Below are 22,178 nucleotides of genomic sequence, written 5' to 3' on the forward strand. Positions count from 1 at the left end.
AACAAATTACCTCTAAACTGCAAAGGAAGTAGAGGGCTGAGTAAAGATAATGGCTCTAATAATCAAAGAGATACAATAGAAGTGTAAACGCTTCCTTTAGCTAGAGTATACCATTTATAAATTTATTATACACTTAGTTTATCCACTAGACAAACGATGTTTTTAGTGATATTCTAATTTTGTAGTTTGCAACATCTGACTTTTCTAAAAATTAAGGGGGGTTTCGTAATGTTCAAAAGGAAAGCGGTTACATCTTTATTTGCTTTGATGGCTGGTGTATTGGTTGCCTCAGGCTGCTCAGATTCTAGTAGTGGTGAGGGCGGAGTTAGTGAACCAACTGGGGGTCAAGGAGATTCAGCTACGGTTCAATTTATGCACCTATGGCCACCAGGTAGTTCTGCTGAACATCACCGTATCGTAAATGAGATCATTGAAGATTTTGAGACAGAGAATGAAACTATTTCAATTGATCTACAGGTCTTAAGTAATGAACAATACAAAGATCAAATGACCATTTTATCTTCATCAAATGAACTTCCTGATGTAGGAATGACATGGGCAGCCGGTTATTTAGATCCATATGTCGATGGGAATAAATTTGCACCATTAGATGACATGTTAGAAGACGGTTTAAGAGATGAATTTGTTGCAGGAACACTAGAAGCCTATGAAAAAGATGGCCAAACATACGGACTACCTTTAGAATTAAATACCGTTTATGTTTACTATAACAAAGTGATTTTCGATGAGTATGGATTAGAAGCTCCAGAAACATATGATGAGCTTGAACAAGTAATTTCAACATTAAATGAAAATAATGTAGAGCCAATTGCGCTTGGAAACAGAGATCGATGGACAGGATCAATGTGGTATATGTACTTTGCAGATCGCATTGGTGGTTCTGATGTATTAACAAATGCTATTAACCGGTCTGGTTCGTTTGAAGACCCTGCTTTAGTAGAAGCAGCGGCAAAAGTACAAGAATTAGTAGATAATAATTCCTTCTCAAGTGGATTTAATGGTCTTGCTGATGAAGAAGCAAAAAGCATGTTTATGAATGAACAAGCAGCTATGTATATGATTGCAACATGGGATTTACCTAACTACACTACAAACGAGAGTGTACCTCAGGAATTTAGAGATAGTGTTGGCTACTTCAAGTTTCCAACTGTGGACGGAGAAGGTGACACAAACAGCTTTGTAGGTGGGCCGGGTGTGGGCTTATTCGTGAGTGAAGAGTCTGATGTTCAAGAAGAAGCAAAGCAATTTGCAGCTTACTTTGTAGAAGAGTGGGGCGAGCGTGCGGTTAGTGAAGCGGGTGTAATTCCAGCTACTATTGTTGATGGTGATTCCCTTGACCTTCCGGATATGTATGTTGAAGTTTTACAAGATTTAAATGATGCAACAAACTTAACGCTTTATGCTGATGTACAAATGAGTGCCTCTGTAGCTCAAACTCACTTAGATTTAATTCAAGCTCTCTTCGGGGGTTCCATCACGCCTGAAGAATTTGCAGCTCAACATGAAGCTGCTCTTTCAGCTGAATAATAAAAAATTGAGTCATCCAGTAGTCACACGAAAAGGACACTTCCAAACTGGAATGTCCTTTTCGATTCTCTTTTAGGGGGTTCATTGATATGAACAAAGTCATGTCAAATAAATGGTTTATATCTCTTTACATTCTCCCTGCATTGTTGTTATTAGGTATTTTTATTTTTATCCCCCTAGTCCTTACAGGGTATTATGGGTTGATGAGATGGGATGGAATAGGAACAATGCAGTTTATTGGTTTGGAGAATTATATCAACGTGCTGCAAGATTCGAGGTTTTGGGAAAGTGCTGGTCATTCCTTTTTATTAGCACTTTTTTCAACTGCTAGTCTCGTTATCTACTTAGCAGTTTCAATGATCCTAGCTTCAAAGATTAAAGGTTCTGATTTATTAAGAAAAATCTATTTGATTCCTATGTTGCTATCATCTGTAGCGATTGCACAGCTATGGATAAAGATTTATAACCCTTCTAACGGTATGCTTAACACCATCCTACAGGCGTTCGGTGTGCAAAATCCTCCGTTATGGTTAGCGGACCCGAACATCGTACTATATTCAATCTTCATACCTATTTTATGGCAATATGCAGGGTTTTATATTTTGATTTACTATGCAGCTTTAAAAGGCATTCCAGAATCAGTCGTAGAGGCAGCTAAAATTGATGGGGCAACCCCTTTTCAAATTGCATACCGCATTAAACTTCCAATGATTATGGGTGTCGTAAAAGTGACCATTGTATTGGCGATTGTGGGTTCCCTTAAGTACTTTGATTTAATTTGGGTTATGACAGGCGGAGGTCCTAATGGTGCGAGTGAAGTAATGGCCTCATATATGTATAAGCTAGCATTTGCAAATAATAACTTTGGCTACGGTAGTGCGGTAGGATTTATGTTACTTCTTATCACGTTACTCGTAACAATCTTCATTCGTAAGCTGACAGCTAATAAAGATGAGATTCAATATTAAAGGGAGGTTTATATAATGGGGCGTATCGGATATTTCTTTCTTTACCTATGTCTAAGTATCGTGGCTGTATTTCAAATTTTCCCTATTATTTGGTTGTTTCTTTTCTCTTTAAAAGACAATCGTGAAATCTTTGCCGGTTCTCCTTTTGCTCTCCCTTCTAAAATTAAATGGGAGAATTATTTAAGCGTATGGGAAGGTGGCATTGGAACGTACTTTTTCAATAGTGTCTGGATCACAGGCGTATCAATTTTTCTGACTCTTTTATTTGGAAGCATGGCAGTCTTCGTTATTACGAGAATGAACTGGAAATTAAATAAATTTGTGCTAGGGCTTTTTATGGTAGGTTTAATGATCCCAATTCATTCAGCTTTAATTCCCCTTTTCAGCATGTTTTTAAATGTGAATTTGATCGATAATCCTTGGGCGATCGTCTTAACGTATACGGCATATAACTTACCAATCACAATGATGATTCTTCTTGGGTTTTATTACACGATTCCAAGAGAGATTGAAGAAGCAGCCATTATCGATGGCGCTTCATTGCATCGCTTGTTTTTTACTATTCTATTGCCAATCTCAGCACCAATTCTCTCTACTACAGCCATTATCAATATGATTTATAACTGGAATGAGTTTGTATTTGTTAATACATTTATCAGCTCAGATAAATATAAGACATTAACCGTAGGGATACAAAATTTTGTTGGACAATATATGACGGATTGGGGCGCAATTGGAGCGACTCTTGTCATTAGCGTATTACCTATATTGATTGCTTTCTTATTTTTCAGCAACAAAATTGTTGAGGGGATTTCATCAAGTGCTGTCAAAGGCTAATAAAGATCACCTGCCTTATGATAAGTCAGGTGATTTTATTCATGGTTTGTTTTTGTTGGATGCGACTGAATGAATGCATCACAATCCATAAGGTGATAAAGCTATAAAAACTTGCCCCGAAAACAAGACCTAGAGCGGGAATAACGGTGTATATGAAATAACTGGCTCCTAGGCTAATGATGATGATTAAAGTATGGAGCGGGCTGACTAGCATCGTTAAGAAGGAATTTTTGAAAAGCTGGCTCACCTTCAAGTTATAATGCACATACGTCGGAAAAAGGTAGAACAACCAAATGACAAACAGAAGCAATCCAGCAAGCAAAGGAGCAGATGTCCATATAAATAGTTCACCGATATTCGCTTGTAAAAAGAAAAGATTAAAAAGAAACACAGCAGATAGTAGATAAACTACGATCCCTAAGCGGTTGCTTTTAAAAAATTCATTCTTATAGTATTGCCAGAATGATGAAAAGACTGGTTGATCCGAATTTCCTGTCAACCATTGTCTAACCAATGAAAACATAGCTACAGTAGCGGGGAATAATCCTAGAATGATCCCTCCTGCCAATGTGAAAATTATCCATAATAGATTTATGTAAGCAAAGCGTGTAATCCATTCAAAAATACTGTACAGTGCCCGACTCATGTGAAGTAACCTCCTAGTCTATAACGCTTATCTAGTAGAGTATAAATGAATTGTATTGTTTTCTAATCAAATATTCAACACTTAGTTTGTTTAATAGATTAACAAACAACAAATAAAAAAGCTTACTGAAATGTAAGATAGGGGAGGAGTTATAAAGATGAAATATGTGATCGGAGTAGATTTAGGAACAAGTGCGGTCAAACTATTGCTTGTTAATCAAAAGGGAGAGGTAACAAAAGAAGTATCAAAAAAATACGATTTAATTCATGAAAAAACAGGCTATAGTGAGCAGAATCCTGAAGACTGGGTTGATCAAACTGTAGCAGGGTTAGCTGAATTGATGAAGGGTTTCACAGGAGATGCTGCAACTGTTGAGGGAATCAGCTTTTCAGGACAAATGCATGGCCTGATCCTTCTAAATGCACAGCAACAGCCTCTTCGAAATGCAATTTTGTGGAATGATACCCGTACCACTTCTGAATGTGAGGAGATTTATGAAACGATTGGTGAAGAGCGTCTACTAGAGCTAACGAAAAATCCAGCTCTAGAGGGGTTTACGTTACCTAAAATCCTATGGGTGAAAAAACATGAGCCAGAGTTGTTTGCAAAAGCTTCCACATTCGTGCTTCCAAAAGATTATGTGCGCCTTAAGTTAACTGGGCAGCTTCATATGGACTATTCAGATGCTGCGGGGACACTATTACTCAATGTTGCAACAAAAGAGTGGAGCACCGAGATGTGTGACCGGTTTGAACTCGCGCAAGACTTTTGCCCGCCGTTGGTTGGGTCTCATGAAGAAGTAGGAACCTTACTTGTTGACGTGGCAGAGAAAACGGGATTAACGCCTGATACACGAGTATTTGCAGGGGGCGCAGATAACGCTTGCGGGGCAATTGGCTCTGGCATACTTGAAGAAGGGAAAACGTTAGCGAGTATTGGTACATCTGGTGTTGTGTTATCTTATGAAACTTATGAAGATAAAGACTTTAAGGGCACGGTCCATTATTTTAACCACGGTGTTCCTGATGCTTTTTATACGATGGGGGTCACTTTATCTGCTGGATATAGTCTCAGTTGGTTTAAAGAAGTATTTGCAAAACAGGAGGATTTTGTGAGTTTATTAGCAGAGGTAGCAGAAGTACCTGTCGGTGCAAATGGTCTATTATTTACACCTTATTTAGTCGGAGAAAGAACACCGCATGTTGACTCGACGATACGAAGCAGCTTTATCGGAATAGATAGTTCACATGAGCGAAAAGATTTTGTTCGTGCGGTACTTGAAGGGATAACATTTTCTTTAAATGAATCTGTTGAAATCTTTCGCAAGCATGGTAAAACAATCGATACCGTCATCTCAACCGGTGGTGGAGCTAAAAATGAAGTGTGGTTGCAAATGCAAGCAGATATTTTTAATGCAAGAATTGTAAAGCTTCAAAGTGAACAGGGACCAGGAATGGGAGCGGCTATGCTTGCTGCAGTTGGTTGTGGGTGGTTCACTTCCTTGAATGAATGTGCTGATACTTTCTTAAAAGTAGACAAAGAATTTCTTCCTCAAGAACACAATGTCCGACTATATAAAGAGCTTTTTCGTTTGTATAAGAATGTCTATTCATTAACACAAGATATAAATCAAGAATTAGTAAAGTTTAGAAAATAGAAATGAGTTCATGGCAGCTCTTCAAAAGGTTATCTCTGAATTGGGTTAATTGATAGATACAAACAAATAAAAAATGACTTATTTCTATTTGTAGAAATAAGTCGTTTTTACTTTTCATATTCTCTCAAACCCTTCAGCCTCTAAATAATTAGCGGCTTCCCGGTAGGTTGTAAATGTTCCGTCTAAGCTGTCATCATCAGCATATACATTCCACATGTCTTCTTCTTTAAGAATAGTAAGAGTCACCGTATTCTCATTTATCCATGTTTCCTCTAATGGTTCATCGGTCACTTCCTCTTTAGGAGTTAGTGAAAGAATTGATTTACGGATCGTCGCACGCAGAGCTTTCTCAGTGAAGTCACGAATATTGACCATACCCTTGTCATTGGTCGTATACCCAGTCATTCTCCCTGCGTACACAAACCCGTTTCCATTCGGGTGCAAGTGGTACACAACATTCTTGTTATCATATGAGCTTTCATTGTAATGAAAATTAACTCGGCCAAGTGAGACATCTTTGCGCTCAAGCTCTGGAAAAGATTCAATTATCGCTAGTTTTTCTTCAAAAGTTAACATATTGCCTCCATCATCTATCGATTGGTTGTTGAAGGCTTATTATACCATAATTTTATATCTGAATTCTTTTGTAGCAGTATTCGAATAAACTCGGCTTCATCCTCTGGGGAGATCGTTAACACTTTTACCTTGCCATAGCTGAGTTCTAATCGGTCGATAGAAAGGGCAGGTGCGGAAAATGGATTCTTCGTTTTCCTAAGGCCATTAATTTCATGTATAAGGACGTTTTTCTTAAACGGTCCGCATACGACTTTTAAGGTAGTGTCCTCTATGATATAGCCAGTCTTAAACCAAATCCATGCGATAAAAACAGCAAGGAGAGACGTAATAAAAATCTCAAAGACTTGAGTTAGAGGACTTTGGTCAATTTGTATAGATAAAATGGGAGTGATAATAAATAAGAGAATTACACCCCACAATAAAATAGTCAGCCACGTATCTTTTTTTGAAGGGAAATACAAAGTTCTCGCTCCTTTCGCATATAATAGTATACGCAGAAAGGAGCAGGCAGGTTTCATTTAATAGCGGAGTAAGGTTTTAAAAAATACCTCGAATAAAGCCCGTGATTAATCTTGGGATAAATAGTACAACATCACCGATGATGCCAATCGTGGTGCTCAGCAACATGTCCTTATCTTTCTGTTGCTCGCTCATCTTATCAACTCCTTTAATTATTGTTAAATTATACCATATAATCTTGTGGGGTTATCAAGCGTTGACAACTTTCTTAAGGTGTCATACAGTAAAATTAATTAGATGACAGGTGGTGACCCAATTACATGAAGTACTAATCCTATTTTAGAAAACAACCAATTGAAGGCATGTTAAAGCAGGTGTGTTCCCTGTTTTATTTATTGATGCCTCAATTATCGTTTTCAGGATAGGATTGGTCTTCTATAGTTGGAATAACATCAATAATAGTCTCTATTATTTGGTGCACCCTGCTATACGTATGCCTCCTATCCTGAACAAGGATAGGAGGCTTTCTTTGTCTCCAAGTACATTATAGAAAACGGAGATGGTGTCATGTTGCTAGAAGCAAGTAATCTAAAACATAGTGTAGCGGAACGAACGTTATTTACCATTGAGTCTTTAAAGATTGAAAATGGTGAGCGTATTGGCTTAGTTGGACCTAACGGTTGTGGGAAAACGACTTTATTAAAAGGACTGGCCGGAGAGACTGTATTTGATAAAGGCAGCGTCATCAAGCACAGTACATGTGAAATATTGCCGCAATTAAAGCGGACAGACGCGATTAAAAGCGGGGGAGAGGTAACTCAAGAATACATTAATCAAGCATTGTTGAGGGAACCTAAGCTCCTGTTAGCTGATGAACCCACCACTCACCTAGATACAGATCATATTGAATGGCTGGAACAGAAATTAAAAAGGTGGAAGGGAGCTTTAGTTATTGTTTCTCACGATCGTGCATTCTTAGATGCAGTATGCACAAAGATCTGGGAGCTAAGTGATGAGAAGTTAAATGAATTTAAAGGGAATTATACGGAATATGTTAAACAAAAAGAGATTCAAAAGCGTAAACATGAGACTGATTATGAGAAGTACGAAGAGAAGAAAAAACAACTGGAATCTGCATTAAAGGCAAAAGAACAGAAAGCAAAAAGAGCGACGAAAAAACCAAAGAATATTAGTCGTTCAGAAGCCAGTATTACTGGAGCTAAACCTTATTATGCAAAGAAGCAGAAAAAACTTCAGCAAGTAGGGAAATCAATAGAAACAAGGCTTAATAAGCTTGAAAAAGTTAAAAAGCCAAATGAACCTGCCGAGCTGAAAATGACGCTGCCTAATGAAGATCGATTTAATGGAAGGATTATGATTAGAACAAAAAACCTGCGAGGCACCGCTGGAAGCAAGCTCCTCTTTGAAGCGAACAGCTTTTACCTGTGCGGCGGGGATAAGGCAGCTGTAATTGGACCGAATGGCAGCGGGAAGACCACATTTATTAAAAAGTTGATACAAGCAGATGAAGGAATCAAGCTCTCACCATCACTTAAAATGGGTTATTTCAGTCAAGATCTCTCGATTCTTAATCTAGAAAAGACCATATTAGAAAATGTGAGGGAGGGATCTATACAAAATGAAACTCTCATTCGTACAGTTCTCGCAAGACTTCACTTTAAAAGGGAGGATGTCCACAAGCCAGTCAAGGTGCTTAGTGGAGGAGAACGTGTGAAGGTAGCATTAGCAAAGTTGTTTGTAAGTGATATCAATACTCTTATCTTAGATGAACCAACCAACTTTTTAGATATGCAGGCAGTAGAGGCATTAGAATCATTGCTTAAAGAATATAAAGGAAGTATAGTAGTCGTTTCACATGACCGCCGTTTTCTTGAAAATGTGGCGACAAAGGTGATAGCGATTGAACACAAGCAGCTGAAATATTTTGATGGGTCCTATAAGGAATATAAACAATATGAGTCAATAGAAAATCGAGATATGAGCGAAGACCAGGCACTTATTCTAGAAACGAAAATATCTGAAGTTTTAAGCCGATTGAGTATCGAACCAACGGAGGAATTAGAAAGAGAATTTCAGAGACTGGTTGAGGAGAGGAGAAAGCCTAAAGGAAATCAATCTTGAAAAAGAGGAGGAAGCTTGAGGTATTTTAAACCGTCAAGCTTCCTCTTTTTTAAATCATGCTTATAGAGAGGGTTCATAAAAGTGTCAACAAATATAGCGACAAAAATTGATTTTGATTTTGTTTTTCAAATTACTGTAATCTATTAGGATAAATATAAATTATTATTTCGAAATAAATAATTTATAGAGACTAGATTGTATCATCACGTTGCACAAAGAGAAGTCAAGAAATGAGAATGAAAGCGTCATCAAAGGTAATCTATTTGCTGTTAAAATAAAACTAAACAAGGGGGATGTAGCTTATGTATCTAGATGAGAGGAGCAACTCAATTTTAAAAAAAGTTGTCGGTAATCCAGATATATCCAATAAAGAATTGGAAAATAAGTATCGTTTGTCCCGAAGACAAATCAGTTATAGCTTCAGTAAAATTAATAGCTGGCTAAAGGATAATAATTACCCAACTATTACAAGAACGAACAGTGGTAATTTTATTGTCAATCCTATATTAATTGAATTATTTGCAGATAACACAGAAAATAATTCACCAACTCAATATATTCCATCAGAAAAGGAACGTGCTGAGTTTATTATCTTAATTCTTTTAAGCAGTGAAGAAGAGTTATCGTTAATTCACTTTTCAAGCGCGCTTCAAGTTAGTAAGAATACTATTTTACGAGATATGAAAGCAGCTCAAAAAATGGTGAACCAATATCATTTGGAAATTGCATACTCTAGAATGCATGGCTATGACGTGGTTGGAACAGAGTGGAATAAACGGAGGCTGCTTATAGATGTTTTAAGGGGAGTCTTTAACATCTATAAAGGAGAAATCTATATTCAGCAATTTGTTCAACTATCTTCTGCTAATATTGAAAAAATAAAGGAACAAATGGTTGAAGTTGAAAATCGTTTAGAATTAAAGTTTATTGACGAACGAATTAAAATACTACCTTATATTATTGCAGCTCTATTAAAGAGAATTAAGAAGGGCAATTTATTAAAAGATTCCTATCACATACACTACGATGAGTTATCCGATACAAAAGAATTTGAGGCAGCGGAAATTTTAATACAAGATATAGAGAATATCCCGAAGGAGGAGAGGTTATTTATTACGCTTCAACTTTTAACCTCTAACGTATTAACATCCCAATTTCTAACGGAAAGTGAATTGCCTCACTTAAAAAGAGCTTTAAGAGATAGTTTAGAGTTATTTGAGAAAAAAGCATGCATTATTTTTAAGGAAAAAGACGCTCTTTTAGATAGATTAGTATTGCATATGAAACCTGCATATTACCGAATCAAATATGCTCTTACAACGGAATATTCAATACTCAATAAAGTGAGCGAAGAGTTTGAAGCTATTCATTTCATCGTAAAAGACTCAATTAAGCCGTTCAAGGATTATATAGGAACCGACATTCCTGAAAATGAAATTATGTTTATCACTATTTTTATTGGTGGTCACCTTATTAATAGTGGGGAAACGATTTCTTTTAAGAAAAAAGCTGCTGTTGTATGTCCGAATGGAGTTTCAATTTCAAGACTGATGGAAAATACTTTACGAGATTTATTTCCTGAGTTTTATTTCTATCAAGCATTTTCGATCCGTGAATTTGAAAAATTAGATTTAGACTATGATCTAGTTTTTTCACCAGTCCCTCTACAAACAGAAAAACATCTCTTTATAGTCGATCAATTTATAACAGATTTTGAAAAGAGGCAGTTGAGACAGAGAGTAATGCAAGTGATTTTTGGTTTGAATTCTTCTGTTGTGAAAATTGACCAGCTCATGCACGTAATTGAAAAACATGCAGATATTCATGAAAGACCAGGCCTTGAGAAAGCACTTCAAGAATATTTTTCACTTAAAGTCGCTACTGAGGAAACCTCAACAAAGAAAGGGGAGCAGTTAACTGATTTTATTACATCAGATACTATCCAGGTAATAGAATCTGTTTCGAGTTGGCAAGAGGCACTCTCACTAGCAGCTGCACCTTTACTAGAGCAAGGAGTAATAACAGAGCAGTATATTACAGCTATGAAAAATCAATATACAGAAATGACACCTAATATAGTTCTTAGATTAAATGTTGCTATTCCTCATGCTCGGCCTGATGATGGGGTTCATAAAGTGGGAATGAGCTTACTAAAAATCAAGGAAGGACTGCTTTTTAAAGAGAATGAGAGAATACATTTAATCGTAGTTATTGCAGCAGTCGATAAGAATCAACATTTGCAAGCCCTACTCCAACTAATGAAATTAGCAGAAAAGAATGAAGTTATTCATGAGATAAAGAATGCTGAAGATGCAGAGAACATTCATCAATTGATCAAGACTGCCCTGTAGAAAAAATTGGAGGTAATTATATGAGTATTCCAACGGTGCTAATTGCATGTGGAGCAGGTATTGCTACTTCAACGATTGTGTGCGAAAGAGTTGAAACGTTATTTAAGGAACAGAAAGTTCGTGCTCAGGTCATCCAATGCATGATTTCAGAGGTTTCATCCCTCCAGGACGGAGCAAGTTTGGTGATTTCGACAACCATTCTTCCGCGAGCCTATAACATACCTTCAATCATTGCAACAGCTTATGTATCTGGGGTTGGTATGGAAGAGCTGGATCGAAAAATACTGAATCTTTTAAAAAATAAGCAGTGATAGGAGGAACTATGAAAGCCGCAGTGTTGCATTCAGAGAATAGGATTATCTATCAAGAAGTAGACATTGATCATTGTAAGGAAGATGAAGTAAAGGTACAAGTAATGGCAGCGGGGATTTGTGGCTCTGATACCCATAAATTAATGACAGAGTGGAAGTATAGTTTGCCAGCTATTATGGGTCACGAGTTTTCAGGCTTAATAGTAGAAAGAGGGAATGCTGTTACAAATGTTGAGGTTGGTGATAGAGTTGTGGCCATTCCTTTTACCCCCTGTAAGATGTGCAGTTATTGCAATAGTGGGGAGTTCTCTTTATGTGAGAATCATGGAATGCTTGGGTCGAAATCACCTGGTGGATTTGCTGAATACGTCAATATAAAAGCAACTAATGTATTACCTATAAATGGAATGGATTTTGAGGAAGCTGCGATGATCGAACCTCTCGCAGTAGCTTTACATGGTGTGCTACATATACACCCTCGTATTGGGGATAAAGCAGCTGTTTTTGGAGTTGGAACAATTGGGATTCTAGTTATTCAATGGTTGAAGATTGCTGGAGTAAAAGAAATTATTGCAATCGACATATCCGATGAAAAATTAGAAGAGGCCAAAATGATGGGGTGCGAGAGAACAATTAATCCTCTAAAAGAAGATTTAGTAGAAACTGTTTTATCATATACCAATGGTGAAGGTGTAGACCTTTCATTAGAATGTGCTGGTTCCAAAGTGACGCAAGAACAGTGTCTTCTTGTTACTCGTAAAAAGGGTAAAGTGGGGTATTTAGGCATTGCTTACTCTGATGTACTTTTAAAAGAACACGCCTTCGAAAGCATTTTTAGAAAAGAATTAACACTTAAAGGATTTTGGAATTCCTATTCTGCTCCTTTTCCTGGGGAAGAATGGATAAAGAGTATTGAATATATTCAAAATGGACGGATTAAGTTAAAAGAATTAATCTCACATCGCTACAAACTTGAGGAAACACAGAAAGCATTCGATATGATGATCAACCGAAAAGAAACGTATGGAAAAGTATTAATTCTACCAAATAAGGAGTGATCAAAATGAAAGCAGTATTAAAAAAAGAAGCTGGTTATGACAAGATGTCATTAGAGACAGTGGAGGAACCAAAAGTTAAAAATGATTTAGTGAAAATTAAGGTTGCTTTTACTGGGATTTGTGGTACCGATATTCATACGTTCACCGGTGAATACAAAAATTCAAAAACTCCTGTGGTGTTAGGACATGAATTTTCAGGAATAATTGTAGAAGTAGGGCCGGATGTTAAATATTTAAAAGTAGGAGACCGCGTGACAAGTGAAACGACCTTTACTACTTGCGGGGAGTGTAAATATTGTCTAGAGAAAGATTATAACCTCTGTTCTAATAGAAAAGGAATTGGTACTCAAGTTAACGGTAGTATGGCTGAATATGTGTTATCACGTGAAGAAAGTGTACATGTTCTAGCTGATACAATCAGTTTAGAGGCAGGCGCTTTAACAGAACCCCTTGCTTGCTGCGTCCATGCTGGATTGGAGAAAACATCGATTCATAAAGATGATGTAGTGTTAATATTTGGTCCAGGACCAATTGGTTTATTACAATGTCAAGTGGCTAAGGCACAAGGAGCTTTTGTAATATTAGCGGGTATCACCAAGGATAATGATCGTTTAGAGCTAGCTAAGGCATTAGGTGTTAATGTTGTAGTTGATGTCCTAAAAGAAGATTTAGCTGCAGTAGTTTTTAAACACACTGATGGATATGGAGTTGATAAGGTCTTCGAATGTTCAGGTGCGGTTGCGGCTTTAAATCAGGGGTTGCCTCTCGTTAAGAAAAAGGGTACTTTCGTTCAAGTTGGGATATTTGCAAATAAAACCAATCCACTCGACCAAGAAGCTATTGTACAACGAGAAATAAACTACATAGGTACACGTTCTCAAAAGCCGAGCTCTTGGGAAAAAGCATTGCTTCTCTTAGAGGAAGGCAAGATTGATGTTGATAAAATGATTACTAAATTTGTGGCTTTAGAAGAGTGGAGAAAAGGCTTTGAAGCAGTAATTGAAGGCAATGAAATTAAGGTGATGATTAAATCGCAATAGGACTTTTACTGAATTGACACTTTATTTATCTAATTGGATAAAGTGTCTTTTTTTGAATTTTTATCACAAAGCTACACAGTTATTTAGACACAAAAGTGAATGAAACCTTAGGTTAATGATGAGTAATGAATGATAATATTAAAAGGTATATGAAAATTACAACAACCCACACCAGGCAGTGTGAAAACTAAATGTAGAGGTGATAGCCTTGACCAAAATTGGAATTATTAATGTAGATCATTCACCTTCAGGATTACATCAATTTCTTCAAAGAATTCTGTCACAACTATCCTCTTATGAGGTGGTGGGAATCGAATGGAATGATCACGAAGGTAAAATGCATACAAAAGACCTTCACGAATATGCTTCATCTTATCCTGTATTGCAAACGGTTTCTTCCGATGTCTTAGAAAGATTAATTGGAGACCTTCATTTATTTAGTCGGATAATTGTTATTGGCGGGATAAATGTTTTTAAGGAATTAAAAAAAGTAAATAATCAGATTGAATTTTTGTTTGTACCTGCATCAATACACAATAATATAACATGGACGGAGCTATCTCTTGGTTATGATACAGCCCTCAATTCTATTATTGAAAGTACGTTAAAAATAAAGGACACAATCGAATCTCTCAAATATTCAATACCAAGACTATTTGGTGTTCAAATCCCGGGAGAAGCACCTTCTAAGATGCTTAAAGATCTTTCTATCGCAGTAGATGGATTTTATTTAGAAAGTCAGTCTAATCAAAATCAGTTTAATAGAGACAATAGTTGTTCGATTCAGCAGTCTTTAAAGAATAATTTTTCCAATGGATTGACCTACTCATTTTTGCTATTTGATGAGAGAATATATGCGGCAAACATTCCAGAGTACTCTCTTCCTGAACTTGATGTTGATTGGAAAGTTATTCAAATTGATGAAGCACTCTGTATGGGACAAAATCCATCTGCTTTAGACCGAATAATAGCTAAGACATTTGCCAATCAGGCAGTGGAATGGGTTCATTCTCATGCAAAATCCGAAGTCCTTTATATTGATCGAAGAGAAGTGAAAAGGAAAAGTTATTCAAGAGTTTAACAGCTTAGCTTGTATATCTAAGCTGTTTTTTCTTTGAAAAACATCATCACAATGTTGTACAACCGAGGTTCAATGAATGGGGATGAAAACGGATACATTTTGAGCTGGTGTGATGCTACTATAAATATAGAAAGAGAAAGACAGCAGCAATCTCACATCTGCTTGAGGGTATTTCCTTTCATTTACATTGCTTTTGAGTAACTGAAATATTGAAGTTAAATACCAAGCTTATGATATTTATTAGGAGGAGTACAATATGCATTTTGATGAAACATTAATTTTAAAAGATATAGAAGCATTAAGTTCAGAAGAAGCGATTCGAGTAATGGCAGGTAATTTATTTGAAAAAGGTCTTGTAAAAGAAAGCTATATTGATGCGATTGTGGCAAGAGAAAAGAATTTTGCTACAGGTCTTCCTACAAAAGGTTACTCAGTTGCAATTCCTCATACAGATAAAGAGCATGTAAACGAGAAAGCAATTAGTGTAGGAATTATGAAGGAGCCGGTTGATTTTGTCATCATGGGTGAAGAGGGTGAAACAACGCCTGTTAAATTAGTATTCATGCTAGCCATGAATGAAAGTCATTCACAGTTAGAATTATTGCAACGCTTAATGCAAATTTTCCAAGATGATAGTATTTTAAATCAAATTGCCCATGAAGAGTCAAGGACAAAAGTAAAAGATCTACTTCTAAATCTTCTACAAGTTGAATTGAAAGGAGGTGAATTAAATTGAAAAAGAAACAAATTTTAATCGCATGTGGAGCAGGAATTGCTACTTCTACTATTGTGAATGATGCAATCGAATCAATGTGCAAGGAGAATAACATTCCAGCTAACTTAGTTCAAATTAAAATCACTGAAGTTGGTGGTTATGTAGATACAGCTGATTTATTAATAAGCACAACAATTGTTCAAAAAGAGTATCCATTCCCAGTAATTAACGCTCGAGCATTCTTAACAGGAATTGGTTTAGATGAAGCGAAAGCTGAAATTTTAGAGGAATTGAAAAAATAATAGAAGATTAATAGACATACATAATCTTCATTCACACAGTCTCTCGCTTTCAATTTCTAAACATTGAAAGCGAGAAAATTGTTTAGGTAAAGGGGGATCCGTTCATGGATCGTATGGTTGAGTTTCTACAATCATTCTTGGCACTAGGGCCTACGGTTATTTTGCCAGTTGCTATATTTTTAATTGGAATTGCCTTTGGACAAAAAGTTGGAAAGGCTTTCAGATCGGGACTAATCATTGGTGTTGCATTTGTGGGGATTTTCCTTGTCGTTGATTTACTTGTTAGTAATCTAGGTCCCGCTGCAAATGGCATGGTTGATCGTTTTGGTATTCAACTAAATGTTATTGATGTAGGGTGGCCAGGAGCTGCTTCCATGTCTTGGGCTTCACCAATAGCAGCTTTTATTATACCTCTGGGACTATTAGTCAATGTAATTATGCTTGCAACAAACACCACAAAGACAATGAATGTTGATATATGGAACTTCTGGCATTTCACTTTTACAGGAGCTATTGTATATACCATTTCGGGAAGTATGATTCAAGGCTTGATTGCGGCAGTACTATTCCAAATAGCTTGTTTGAAAATAGCAGATTGGACTGCACCAATGTTACGTGATTACTTTGATTTACCAGGTGTATCTGTAGCAACTGGAAGTACTGTATCATATGCTCCGCTTGGAATTCCGCTTGTTAAACTTCTACAGAAAACACCAGTAATCAAGAACTGGAATGCAGATCCTGAATCCATTCAAAGACGGTTTGGAGTGTTTGGAGAATCGATTTTCATGGGTCTGATTCTTGGAATAGGATTAGGGTTACTCGCTGGGTATCCAGTAGGAGAAACGATTCAAATAGGAATGGCAATGGCTGGTGTAATGGTGTTAATGCCTCGTATGGTTAAGATCTTAATGGAAGGGTTAACGCCTGTTTCAGAATCAGCGCGTGAATTTTTAAAGAAAAGATTTGGTCAGAAGGACATTTATATTGGATTAGATGCTGCTGTAGCAATTGGGCATCCATCCGTGATTTCAACTGCGTTAATCTTAGTACCAATTACTGTTTTATTAGCTGTTATCTTACCGGGTAATAATGTTTTACCGTTTGGAGATCTTGCAACAATTCCATTTATTGTCGCTTTTATCGTGGGAGCCGCAAGAGGAAACATTGTACATTCCGTCATTGTAGGATCTATTTTAATTGCATTAACACTTTATATGGCTACAGATATTGCTGTTATTCATACGGAAATGGCAGTCAATGGCCAATTTAACTTGCCAGAAGGTACAAATTTAGTATCGAGTCTTGATCAAGGTGGGAATTTAATTAACTGGGTTATTTATAAGTTCTTTGCAATTTTTAATTAAGATTATATTTTATTATTAAAAACAATCATAAGAGAGTATGGTGATAAAATGGTAGAGGGATTTGTAGATTATGCATTAGGACCACATGGAAGGTTCCTTAGTGAAATCTATTTACAATATCAATTCCCAATTAATACATTAATTGTAGGTATAGCCACTTATAAATTGTTTTTTACAAGAAAGAAGAAGTCTGCTGAAACTCATTAATTCAAGTAAGAATGTTTGAAATACAAAGTCCAATTAGTTTAGTTGAATAGTTGTTTAGAAAGGTAGGAGGATAAAATCAAGTAATGTTGATACATCCTCTTATTTAAATTAAGGAGTGATTAAATGAGCACAGTAATTGATCAAGAGGTGACACAACTGGCTATTAATACAATTCGTACACTCTCTATAGATGCAATTGAGAAAGCTAGCTCAGGGCATCCTGGGATGCCAATGGGAGCTGCTCCAATGGCTTATGCCTTATGGGCTGATGAAATGAATCATAACCCTGCTAATCCTAATTGGTTCAATCGTGATCGGTTTGTATTATCAGCAGGTCACGGATCGATGTTGTTATACAGTCTTCTTCATTTGTTCGGTTATGGTGTATCCTTGGAAGATCTGAAGAATTTCAGGCAGTGGGGCAGTAAGACTCCTGGACATCCAGAGGTAGGACATACTCCTGGAGTAGAGGCGACGACTGGACCTTTAGGGCAAGGTGTTGCAATGGCTGTAGGGATGGCAATGGCAGAAAGGCATATAGCAGCTACATACAATAAGGAGAAATTCAATATAGTAGATCACTTTACTTACAGCATTTGTGGTGATGGTGATTTGATGGAAGGAGTATCGGCTGAGGCAGGTTCATTAGCAGGGCATCTGAAACTAGGACGTCTAATTATGTTATATGATTCAAATGATATTTCTTTAGATGGTGAGCTTCACCATTCTTTCTCTGAAAATGTAGAAGAGAGGTTTAAAGCATATGGTTGGCAAGTATTACGTGTAGAAGATGGGAATGATTTAAAAGCTATACAACAAGCCATTCAAAAGGCTAAAAGTGATCTTAACCGGCCTACTTTAATAGAGGTAAAAACGACAATAGGTTTTGGTGCACCTAGTAAAGCGGGCACCTCTTCTTCACACGGTGCTCCACTAGGGGTGGAAGAAACTAGTTTAACTAAATTAGCTTATAACTGGGAATATGACGAGTCATTTCATGTCCCTGAAGAAGTGAGAACTCATTACCAAAAGCTTGCTGAAAAAGGGGCAGATAAAGAATCCTCATGGTTGAAGAGTTTTGAAGACTATAAAAAAGCCTACCCTAATCTAGCAGCTCAATTAGAAGCCGTGAGCAACGATGAGCTCCCCAATAACTGGAGAGACAATCTACCAACATTTCAATATGGTGAAGAGATTGCTACAAGAGTATCTTCAGGAAAAGCACTCAATGCTTTGGCATATTCTATTCCTCAATTGCTAGGGGGATCTGCAGATTTAGCAAGCTCTAATAAAACTCTTCTTACAAAGGAAGATAACTTCGCTTCTGGAAATTATGCTGGGAGAAATATTTGGTTTGGGGTTCGTGAATTTGGAATGGGGGCCGCTTTAAATGGTATGGCTCTTCATGGAGGTTTGAAAGTTTTTGGAGCAACCTTTTTTGTATTTTCGGATTATCTAAGACCAGCAATGAGGCTAGCTGCAATAATGAAATTGCCTATTACGTACGTTTTTACCCATGATAGTATAGCGGTTGGGGAAGATGGCCCAACTCATGAACCGGTAGAGCAACTTGCCTCATTACGCGCGATGCCAGGTATGTCGGTGATTCGCCCAGCTGATGCAAAAGAAACGGTGGCTGCATGGAGTATAGCTATAGAAAGTTCAGATAAGCCAACTGCTCTCGTACTTACTAGGCAGAATGTACCGACACTAAAGCTTGATAGTGCAGTAGTCGCTGAAGGCGTAAAAAGAGGAGCTTATGTTGTATCAGAAGCTAAGAATGAAGCAACAGGACTGTTACTAGCAACAGGATCAGAAGTGTCACTAGCCATCTCCGCACAAGAAGAGTTAGAGAAAGAGGAAATCTTCGTTACAGTTGTAAGCATGCCAAGCTGGGACCGATTTGATCAACAACCTATCGAATACAAGAAAGAAGTCCTGCCAGATCATTTAAATAAAAGGATTGCAATCGAAATGGGTTCTTCAATTGGTTGGCATAAATATATAGGGGATAAAGGGAATCATATTACGGTAGATAAATTTGGTGCCTCAGCTCCCGCTGGCAAATTGTTTAAGGAATATGGATTTACAATCCAAAATATTGTAGAAACATTTAAATCTTTAACATAGGAGTGAATAAATAATGGCAGAAAAAGTATTTACAGTGATAGATGAAACTGGAATTCATGCTCGACCTGCAACTGTATTAGTTAAAACAGCTGGTAATTACGAGTCAGACATTCAGTTGGTATATAAAGAAAAAAGTGTAAACTTAAAGTCTATTATGGGCGTGATGGCTTTGGGAATCCCTAATGGGGCGGAAATTAAGATTAGAACTTCTGGTAATGATGAAATTGCAGCTCTAAAAGCAATTACTGAAACCCTTAATAATCAGGAATTAGCTAAATAAGATAAACTCATTTAGATGAATTTCATGTTGCTTGTCTGTTACGTTATAATGGATAAGTGGAGATTTATTTTATAATGAGTGAGATAGCATGTCTCTTACTCTAATCTTTTGGAGTAAGAGATTTTTTTATTATAAAAATAGAGTATATAGGAGTGGAATCATGACAGACAAAAAAATCATTTTCTTTGATATTGACGGTACTTTATTAGACCATGATAAGAAGCTGCCTCAATCAACAAAAGAAGCCATTAAAGAGTTAAAGCAAGCTGGACATGAAGTGGCAATTGCTACAGGCCGTGCTCCTTTTATGTATGAAGATCTGCGTGAGGAATTAGGCATTCATAACTTTGTCAGCTATAACGGTCAATATGTGGAAGTGGAAGGTGAGCTGATTTACGGCAACCCTCTTGATAAAGATAAGCTTGAGGAGATTACCGAGCTTGCAGCTACAAATGATCATCCTCTTGTTTATATGGGAAAAAAAGAAATGAAGGCGAATGTAGAACAGCATGATCATATCGATGAAAGTATCGGGACATTAAAAGTAGAGGCTTTTCCTACTCACGATCCTGACTATTTCAAAATGGAACATATCTATCAAACACTATTATTTTGTGAGCACGAAGAAGAAAAATTTTATGAGAAGAAGTTCCATGCTTTTGACTTTATTAGATGGCATCCTCTATCGGTAGATGTACTGCCAGCAGGTGGTTCAAAAGCAAAGGGTATTGAGAAAATGATTGAGAAGCTTGGAATCAATCCTGAGAATGTGTATGCATTCGGTGATGGATTAAATGACATTGAAATGCTCTCGACTGTTGCTCACGGTGTAGCCATGGGAAATGCACATGAAGAGACGAAAAAAGCAGCGAGATACCTTTCAAAAGCAGTGGATGAGGATGGTATAGTTCACGGATTGAAAATGGTAGGGTTATTATAATGATAAAGAGGCAATTCAGCACAATGCTGAATTGCCTCTTTTCTATTTAAGTACGGTTTCCTTTCCAAGCGGTTCGGTCGTTTTACGAACGGCAATGTATTCTGGTCTTTTGCCAGCTCCTGAGAAAGGTTCAACGAGCTTATTCTCTACGCTGTTATATACCATAAATAAATTGTTTCGCGGATATGGAGTCATATTGCTGGTTGAAGCATGCATCGTGTTTGATTCAAAGATGGTAATTGTACCAGCTTTACCTGTGGCAACCGATAATCCTCCGCCTATTTTTTCTACAAGCCATTTCAAGCTGTCATTATCAGGAACACCTACTTTTTGAGTTTGTAATGATTGCTTGTAGTTATTTTCAGGCGTTTCACCAACACAGCTCACATAGTAGTTATGAGATCCTGGTACGAGCATGAGCGGGCCATTATGGATATAGTTGTCGGATAGAGCAATCGACATACTTAACGCACGCATCCGCGGCATTCCGTCTTCTGTGTGCCATGTTTCAAAATCCGAATGCCAGTTAAACTCCTTACCTGAAAAGCCTGGCTTATAGTTTATTCGAGATTGATGAATATAGACATCACTTCCTAATAAGTGGTTAACAATTTTAAGTAATCTTTCATCTCCAGCTATGTTTTTAAAGTATTCGTCGTCTTGGTCTACAGAAAAGATAGAACGAATCTCATCAGAATCTGGTTCACGGATAATTTTATCCGACTGTGTGTGTTTGTTTGAGTCCTGTAACTCAAAAATGGCCTTTTGCATGGCTGCTACTTCTTTTTCTGAGAATAGGTTCTCAATTTGCAAAAAGCCGTTTTTCTCATAAAAATTAAGCTGCTCTTTGGAAAGAGGAGCCTCATGGTCTAGTCTGCGGTCGGTATGAATCACAGGGTCCTTACGCTTCGTGATCTGCGGCTTATCGCTTACTCTTGAAGGGTAAAAATCTTGCATGTGCAAACACTCCTATTTCATAGATCTCAGATAACCAATAATTTGGTATATCTGGCTCACTCACACTCATACCACTCAAATTTTCATAATAAACATGAATTTGTGAAAATGAGAACAATATATCAATTTTTTTAACAGGGGTAGAATAGGTATGGCTTTATAACTTGTTAAAGCAAGGGCAACGTTTTATTTAACAGGAAAAATCAGGGAGCAGTTTCATATTTTATGATAGAGGGTAAAATCATGTAGGGAGCTTTGCACCAAGGAGGATGTTCATGAAGAATAAAGTTACAAGAATTAAAAATGGTGAAGAGTATCTTGACGTGAAGCTGGGCCGAATGCGTATTTATTTTGATAAGAGATATAGAGTTATTTCTACGATTAACGATCTATTAATTGGGATATTGTTTGTGATAGGGAGTATCCTTAATTTTTTTGATCAGGCAGAAAAAATTGGTCTCATTTGTTATCTCGCTGGAAGTACTTTTTTAGTTGTCAGGCCGATATTAAGGCTTATGCATAGTGCAAGTTTAAGAAAGGAAATACAGGACAAGGACACATATACTACGGATAATAATTAGTCTGATGAATATAAAAAGGCGCCTT

The 22,178-nt window shown here is 37.0% G+C and carries 21 protein-coding genes; 17 read left to right on the forward strand and 4 right to left on the reverse strand.

The annotated features are described in order from the left end of the window. The first annotated feature begins 228 nt into the window (after nucleotides 1-228). From A33I_RS01030 to A33I_RS01040, 3 genes are all read left to right on the forward strand, one after another. A complete protein-coding gene (locus A33I_RS01030; protein ID WP_022626619.1) occupies nucleotides 229-1,548 on the forward strand; it encodes an extracellular solute-binding protein in 1,320 nt (439 codons plus the stop codon). Nucleotides 1,549-1,637: 89 nt separating this feature from the next. Further along, the gene (locus A33I_RS01035; protein ID WP_022626620.1) at nucleotides 1,638-2,516 is read left to right on the forward strand and encodes a carbohydrate ABC transporter permease; all 879 of its coding nucleotides are present in this window, start codon (nucleotides 1,638-1,640) and stop codon (nucleotides 2,514-2,516) included. Nucleotides 2,517-2,531: 15 nt separating this feature from the next. Next, nucleotides 2,532-3,353, forward strand: a complete 822-nt coding sequence (locus tag A33I_RS01040) for a carbohydrate ABC transporter permease (protein ID WP_022626621.1) — start codon at nucleotides 2,532-2,534, stop codon at nucleotides 3,351-3,353. A gap of 25 nt (nucleotides 3,354-3,378) precedes the next feature. Here A33I_RS01040 and A33I_RS01045 read toward each other — a convergent pair whose 3' ends face one another. Then, nucleotides 3,379-3,999: a YesL family protein gene (locus A33I_RS01045; RefSeq protein WP_022626622.1), complete on the reverse strand. Its 621-nt coding sequence runs from the start codon at nucleotides 3,997-3,999 to the stop codon at nucleotides 3,379-3,381. A gap of 157 nt (nucleotides 4,000-4,156) precedes the next feature. On the opposite strand from A33I_RS01045, the gene xylB reads away from it, so the two are divergent. Continuing rightward, nucleotides 4,157-5,656, forward strand: coding sequence for a xylulokinase (gene xylB / locus A33I_RS01050; RefSeq protein WP_022626623.1), 1,500 nt, complete (start codon nucleotides 4,157-4,159; stop codon nucleotides 5,654-5,656). 114 nt (nucleotides 5,657-5,770) lie between these two features. Here the strand turns inward: xylB and A33I_RS01055 are convergent, their stop codons facing one another. Together A33I_RS01055 and A33I_RS01060 are read right to left on the reverse strand one after the other, a co-directional pair. Then, nucleotides 5,771-6,232, reverse strand: coding sequence for a hypothetical protein (locus A33I_RS01055; protein WP_022626624.1), 462 nt, complete (start codon nucleotides 6,230-6,232; stop codon nucleotides 5,771-5,773). A gap of 14 nt (nucleotides 6,233-6,246) precedes the next feature. Beyond that, nucleotides 6,247-6,693 carry a PH domain-containing protein gene (locus tag A33I_RS01060; RefSeq protein ID WP_022626625.1) on the reverse strand — a complete coding sequence of 149 codons (447 nt, stop codon included), beginning with the start codon at nucleotides 6,691-6,693 and terminating at the stop codon, nucleotides 6,247-6,249. 565 nt (nucleotides 6,694-7,258) lie between these two features. On the opposite strand from A33I_RS01060, the gene A33I_RS01065 reads away from it, so the two are divergent. From A33I_RS01065 to A33I_RS01120, 12 genes are all read left to right on the forward strand, one after another. Beyond that, nucleotides 7,259-8,833: a Vga family ABC-F type ribosomal protection protein gene (locus tag A33I_RS01065; protein WP_022626627.1), complete on the forward strand. Its 1,575-nt coding sequence runs from the start codon at nucleotides 7,259-7,261 to the stop codon at nucleotides 8,831-8,833. A 302-nt stretch (nucleotides 8,834-9,135) separates the two neighbouring features. Continuing rightward, the gene (locus tag A33I_RS01070; RefSeq protein WP_022626628.1) at nucleotides 9,136-11,184 is read left to right on the forward strand and encodes a BglG family transcription antiterminator; all 2,049 of its coding nucleotides are present in this window, start codon (nucleotides 9,136-9,138) and stop codon (nucleotides 11,182-11,184) included. Between the two features lie 20 nt (nucleotides 11,185-11,204). Next, nucleotides 11,205-11,495, forward strand: a complete 291-nt coding sequence (locus A33I_RS01075; RefSeq protein ID WP_022626629.1) for a PTS sugar transporter subunit IIB — start codon at nucleotides 11,205-11,207, stop codon at nucleotides 11,493-11,495. Between the two features lie 11 nt (nucleotides 11,496-11,506). Then, nucleotides 11,507-12,553, forward strand: coding sequence for a galactitol-1-phosphate 5-dehydrogenase (locus A33I_RS01080; protein WP_022626630.1), 1,047 nt, complete (start codon nucleotides 11,507-11,509; stop codon nucleotides 12,551-12,553). 5 nt (nucleotides 12,554-12,558) lie between these two features. After that, a complete protein-coding gene (locus A33I_RS01085; RefSeq protein WP_022626631.1) occupies nucleotides 12,559-13,593 on the forward strand; it encodes a zinc-binding dehydrogenase in 1,035 nt (344 codons plus the stop codon). Nucleotides 13,594-13,801: 208 nt separating this feature from the next. After that, entirely contained in the window at nucleotides 13,802-14,674 is an 873-nt protein-coding gene (locus tag A33I_RS01090; protein WP_022626632.1) for a 6-phosphofructokinase, read from the forward strand. A 256-nt stretch (nucleotides 14,675-14,930) separates the two neighbouring features. After that, on the forward strand, nucleotides 14,931-15,410 hold the full coding sequence (locus tag A33I_RS01095) for a PTS sugar transporter subunit IIA (protein WP_022626633.1): 480 nt from the start codon (nucleotides 14,931-14,933) through the stop codon (nucleotides 15,408-15,410). Then, a complete protein-coding gene (locus A33I_RS01100) occupies nucleotides 15,407-15,691 on the forward strand; it encodes a PTS sugar transporter subunit IIB (protein WP_022626634.1) in 285 nt (94 codons plus the stop codon). The genes A33I_RS01095 and A33I_RS01100 overlap by 4 nt, the downstream gene beginning before the upstream one ends. A gap of 104 nt (nucleotides 15,692-15,795) precedes the next feature. Then, nucleotides 15,796-17,058 (forward strand): PTS galactitol transporter subunit IIC, encoded by a 1,263-nt coding sequence (locus A33I_RS01105; protein WP_022626635.1) that lies wholly within the window; start codon nucleotides 15,796-15,798, stop codon nucleotides 17,056-17,058. 330 nt (nucleotides 17,059-17,388) lie between these two features. Further along, nucleotides 17,389-19,395 carry a transketolase gene (gene tkt, locus A33I_RS01110; RefSeq protein WP_022626637.1) on the forward strand — a complete coding sequence of 669 codons (2,007 nt, stop codon included), beginning with the start codon at nucleotides 17,389-17,391 and terminating at the stop codon, nucleotides 19,393-19,395. Between the two features lie 13 nt (nucleotides 19,396-19,408). After that, nucleotides 19,409-19,675, forward strand: a complete 267-nt coding sequence (locus tag A33I_RS01115; RefSeq protein WP_022626638.1) for a phosphocarrier protein HPr — start codon at nucleotides 19,409-19,411, stop codon at nucleotides 19,673-19,675. Nucleotides 19,676-19,835: 160 nt separating this feature from the next. After that, the gene (locus tag A33I_RS01120) at nucleotides 19,836-20,615 is read left to right on the forward strand and encodes a Cof-type HAD-IIB family hydrolase (protein ID WP_022626639.1); all 780 of its coding nucleotides are present in this window, start codon (nucleotides 19,836-19,838) and stop codon (nucleotides 20,613-20,615) included. A 42-nt stretch (nucleotides 20,616-20,657) separates the two neighbouring features. On the opposite strand, the gene thpD is transcribed toward A33I_RS01120, so the two are convergent. Further along, entirely contained in the window at nucleotides 20,658-21,572 is a 915-nt protein-coding gene (gene thpD, locus A33I_RS01125) for an ectoine hydroxylase (RefSeq protein ID WP_022626640.1), read from the reverse strand. A gap of 275 nt (nucleotides 21,573-21,847) precedes the next feature. On the opposite strand from thpD, the gene A33I_RS01130 reads away from it, so the two are divergent. Beyond that, nucleotides 21,848-22,153 (forward strand): YrhK family protein, encoded by a 306-nt coding sequence (locus A33I_RS01130; RefSeq protein ID WP_022626641.1) that lies wholly within the window; start codon nucleotides 21,848-21,850, stop codon nucleotides 22,151-22,153. Nucleotides 22,154-22,178: the final 25 nt, after the last annotated feature.

The organism is Alkalihalophilus marmarensis DSM 21297 (genome assembly GCF_000474275.2).
Lineage (GTDB): Bacteria > Bacillota > Bacilli > Bacillales > Bacillaceae_D > Alkalihalophilus > Alkalihalophilus marmarensis.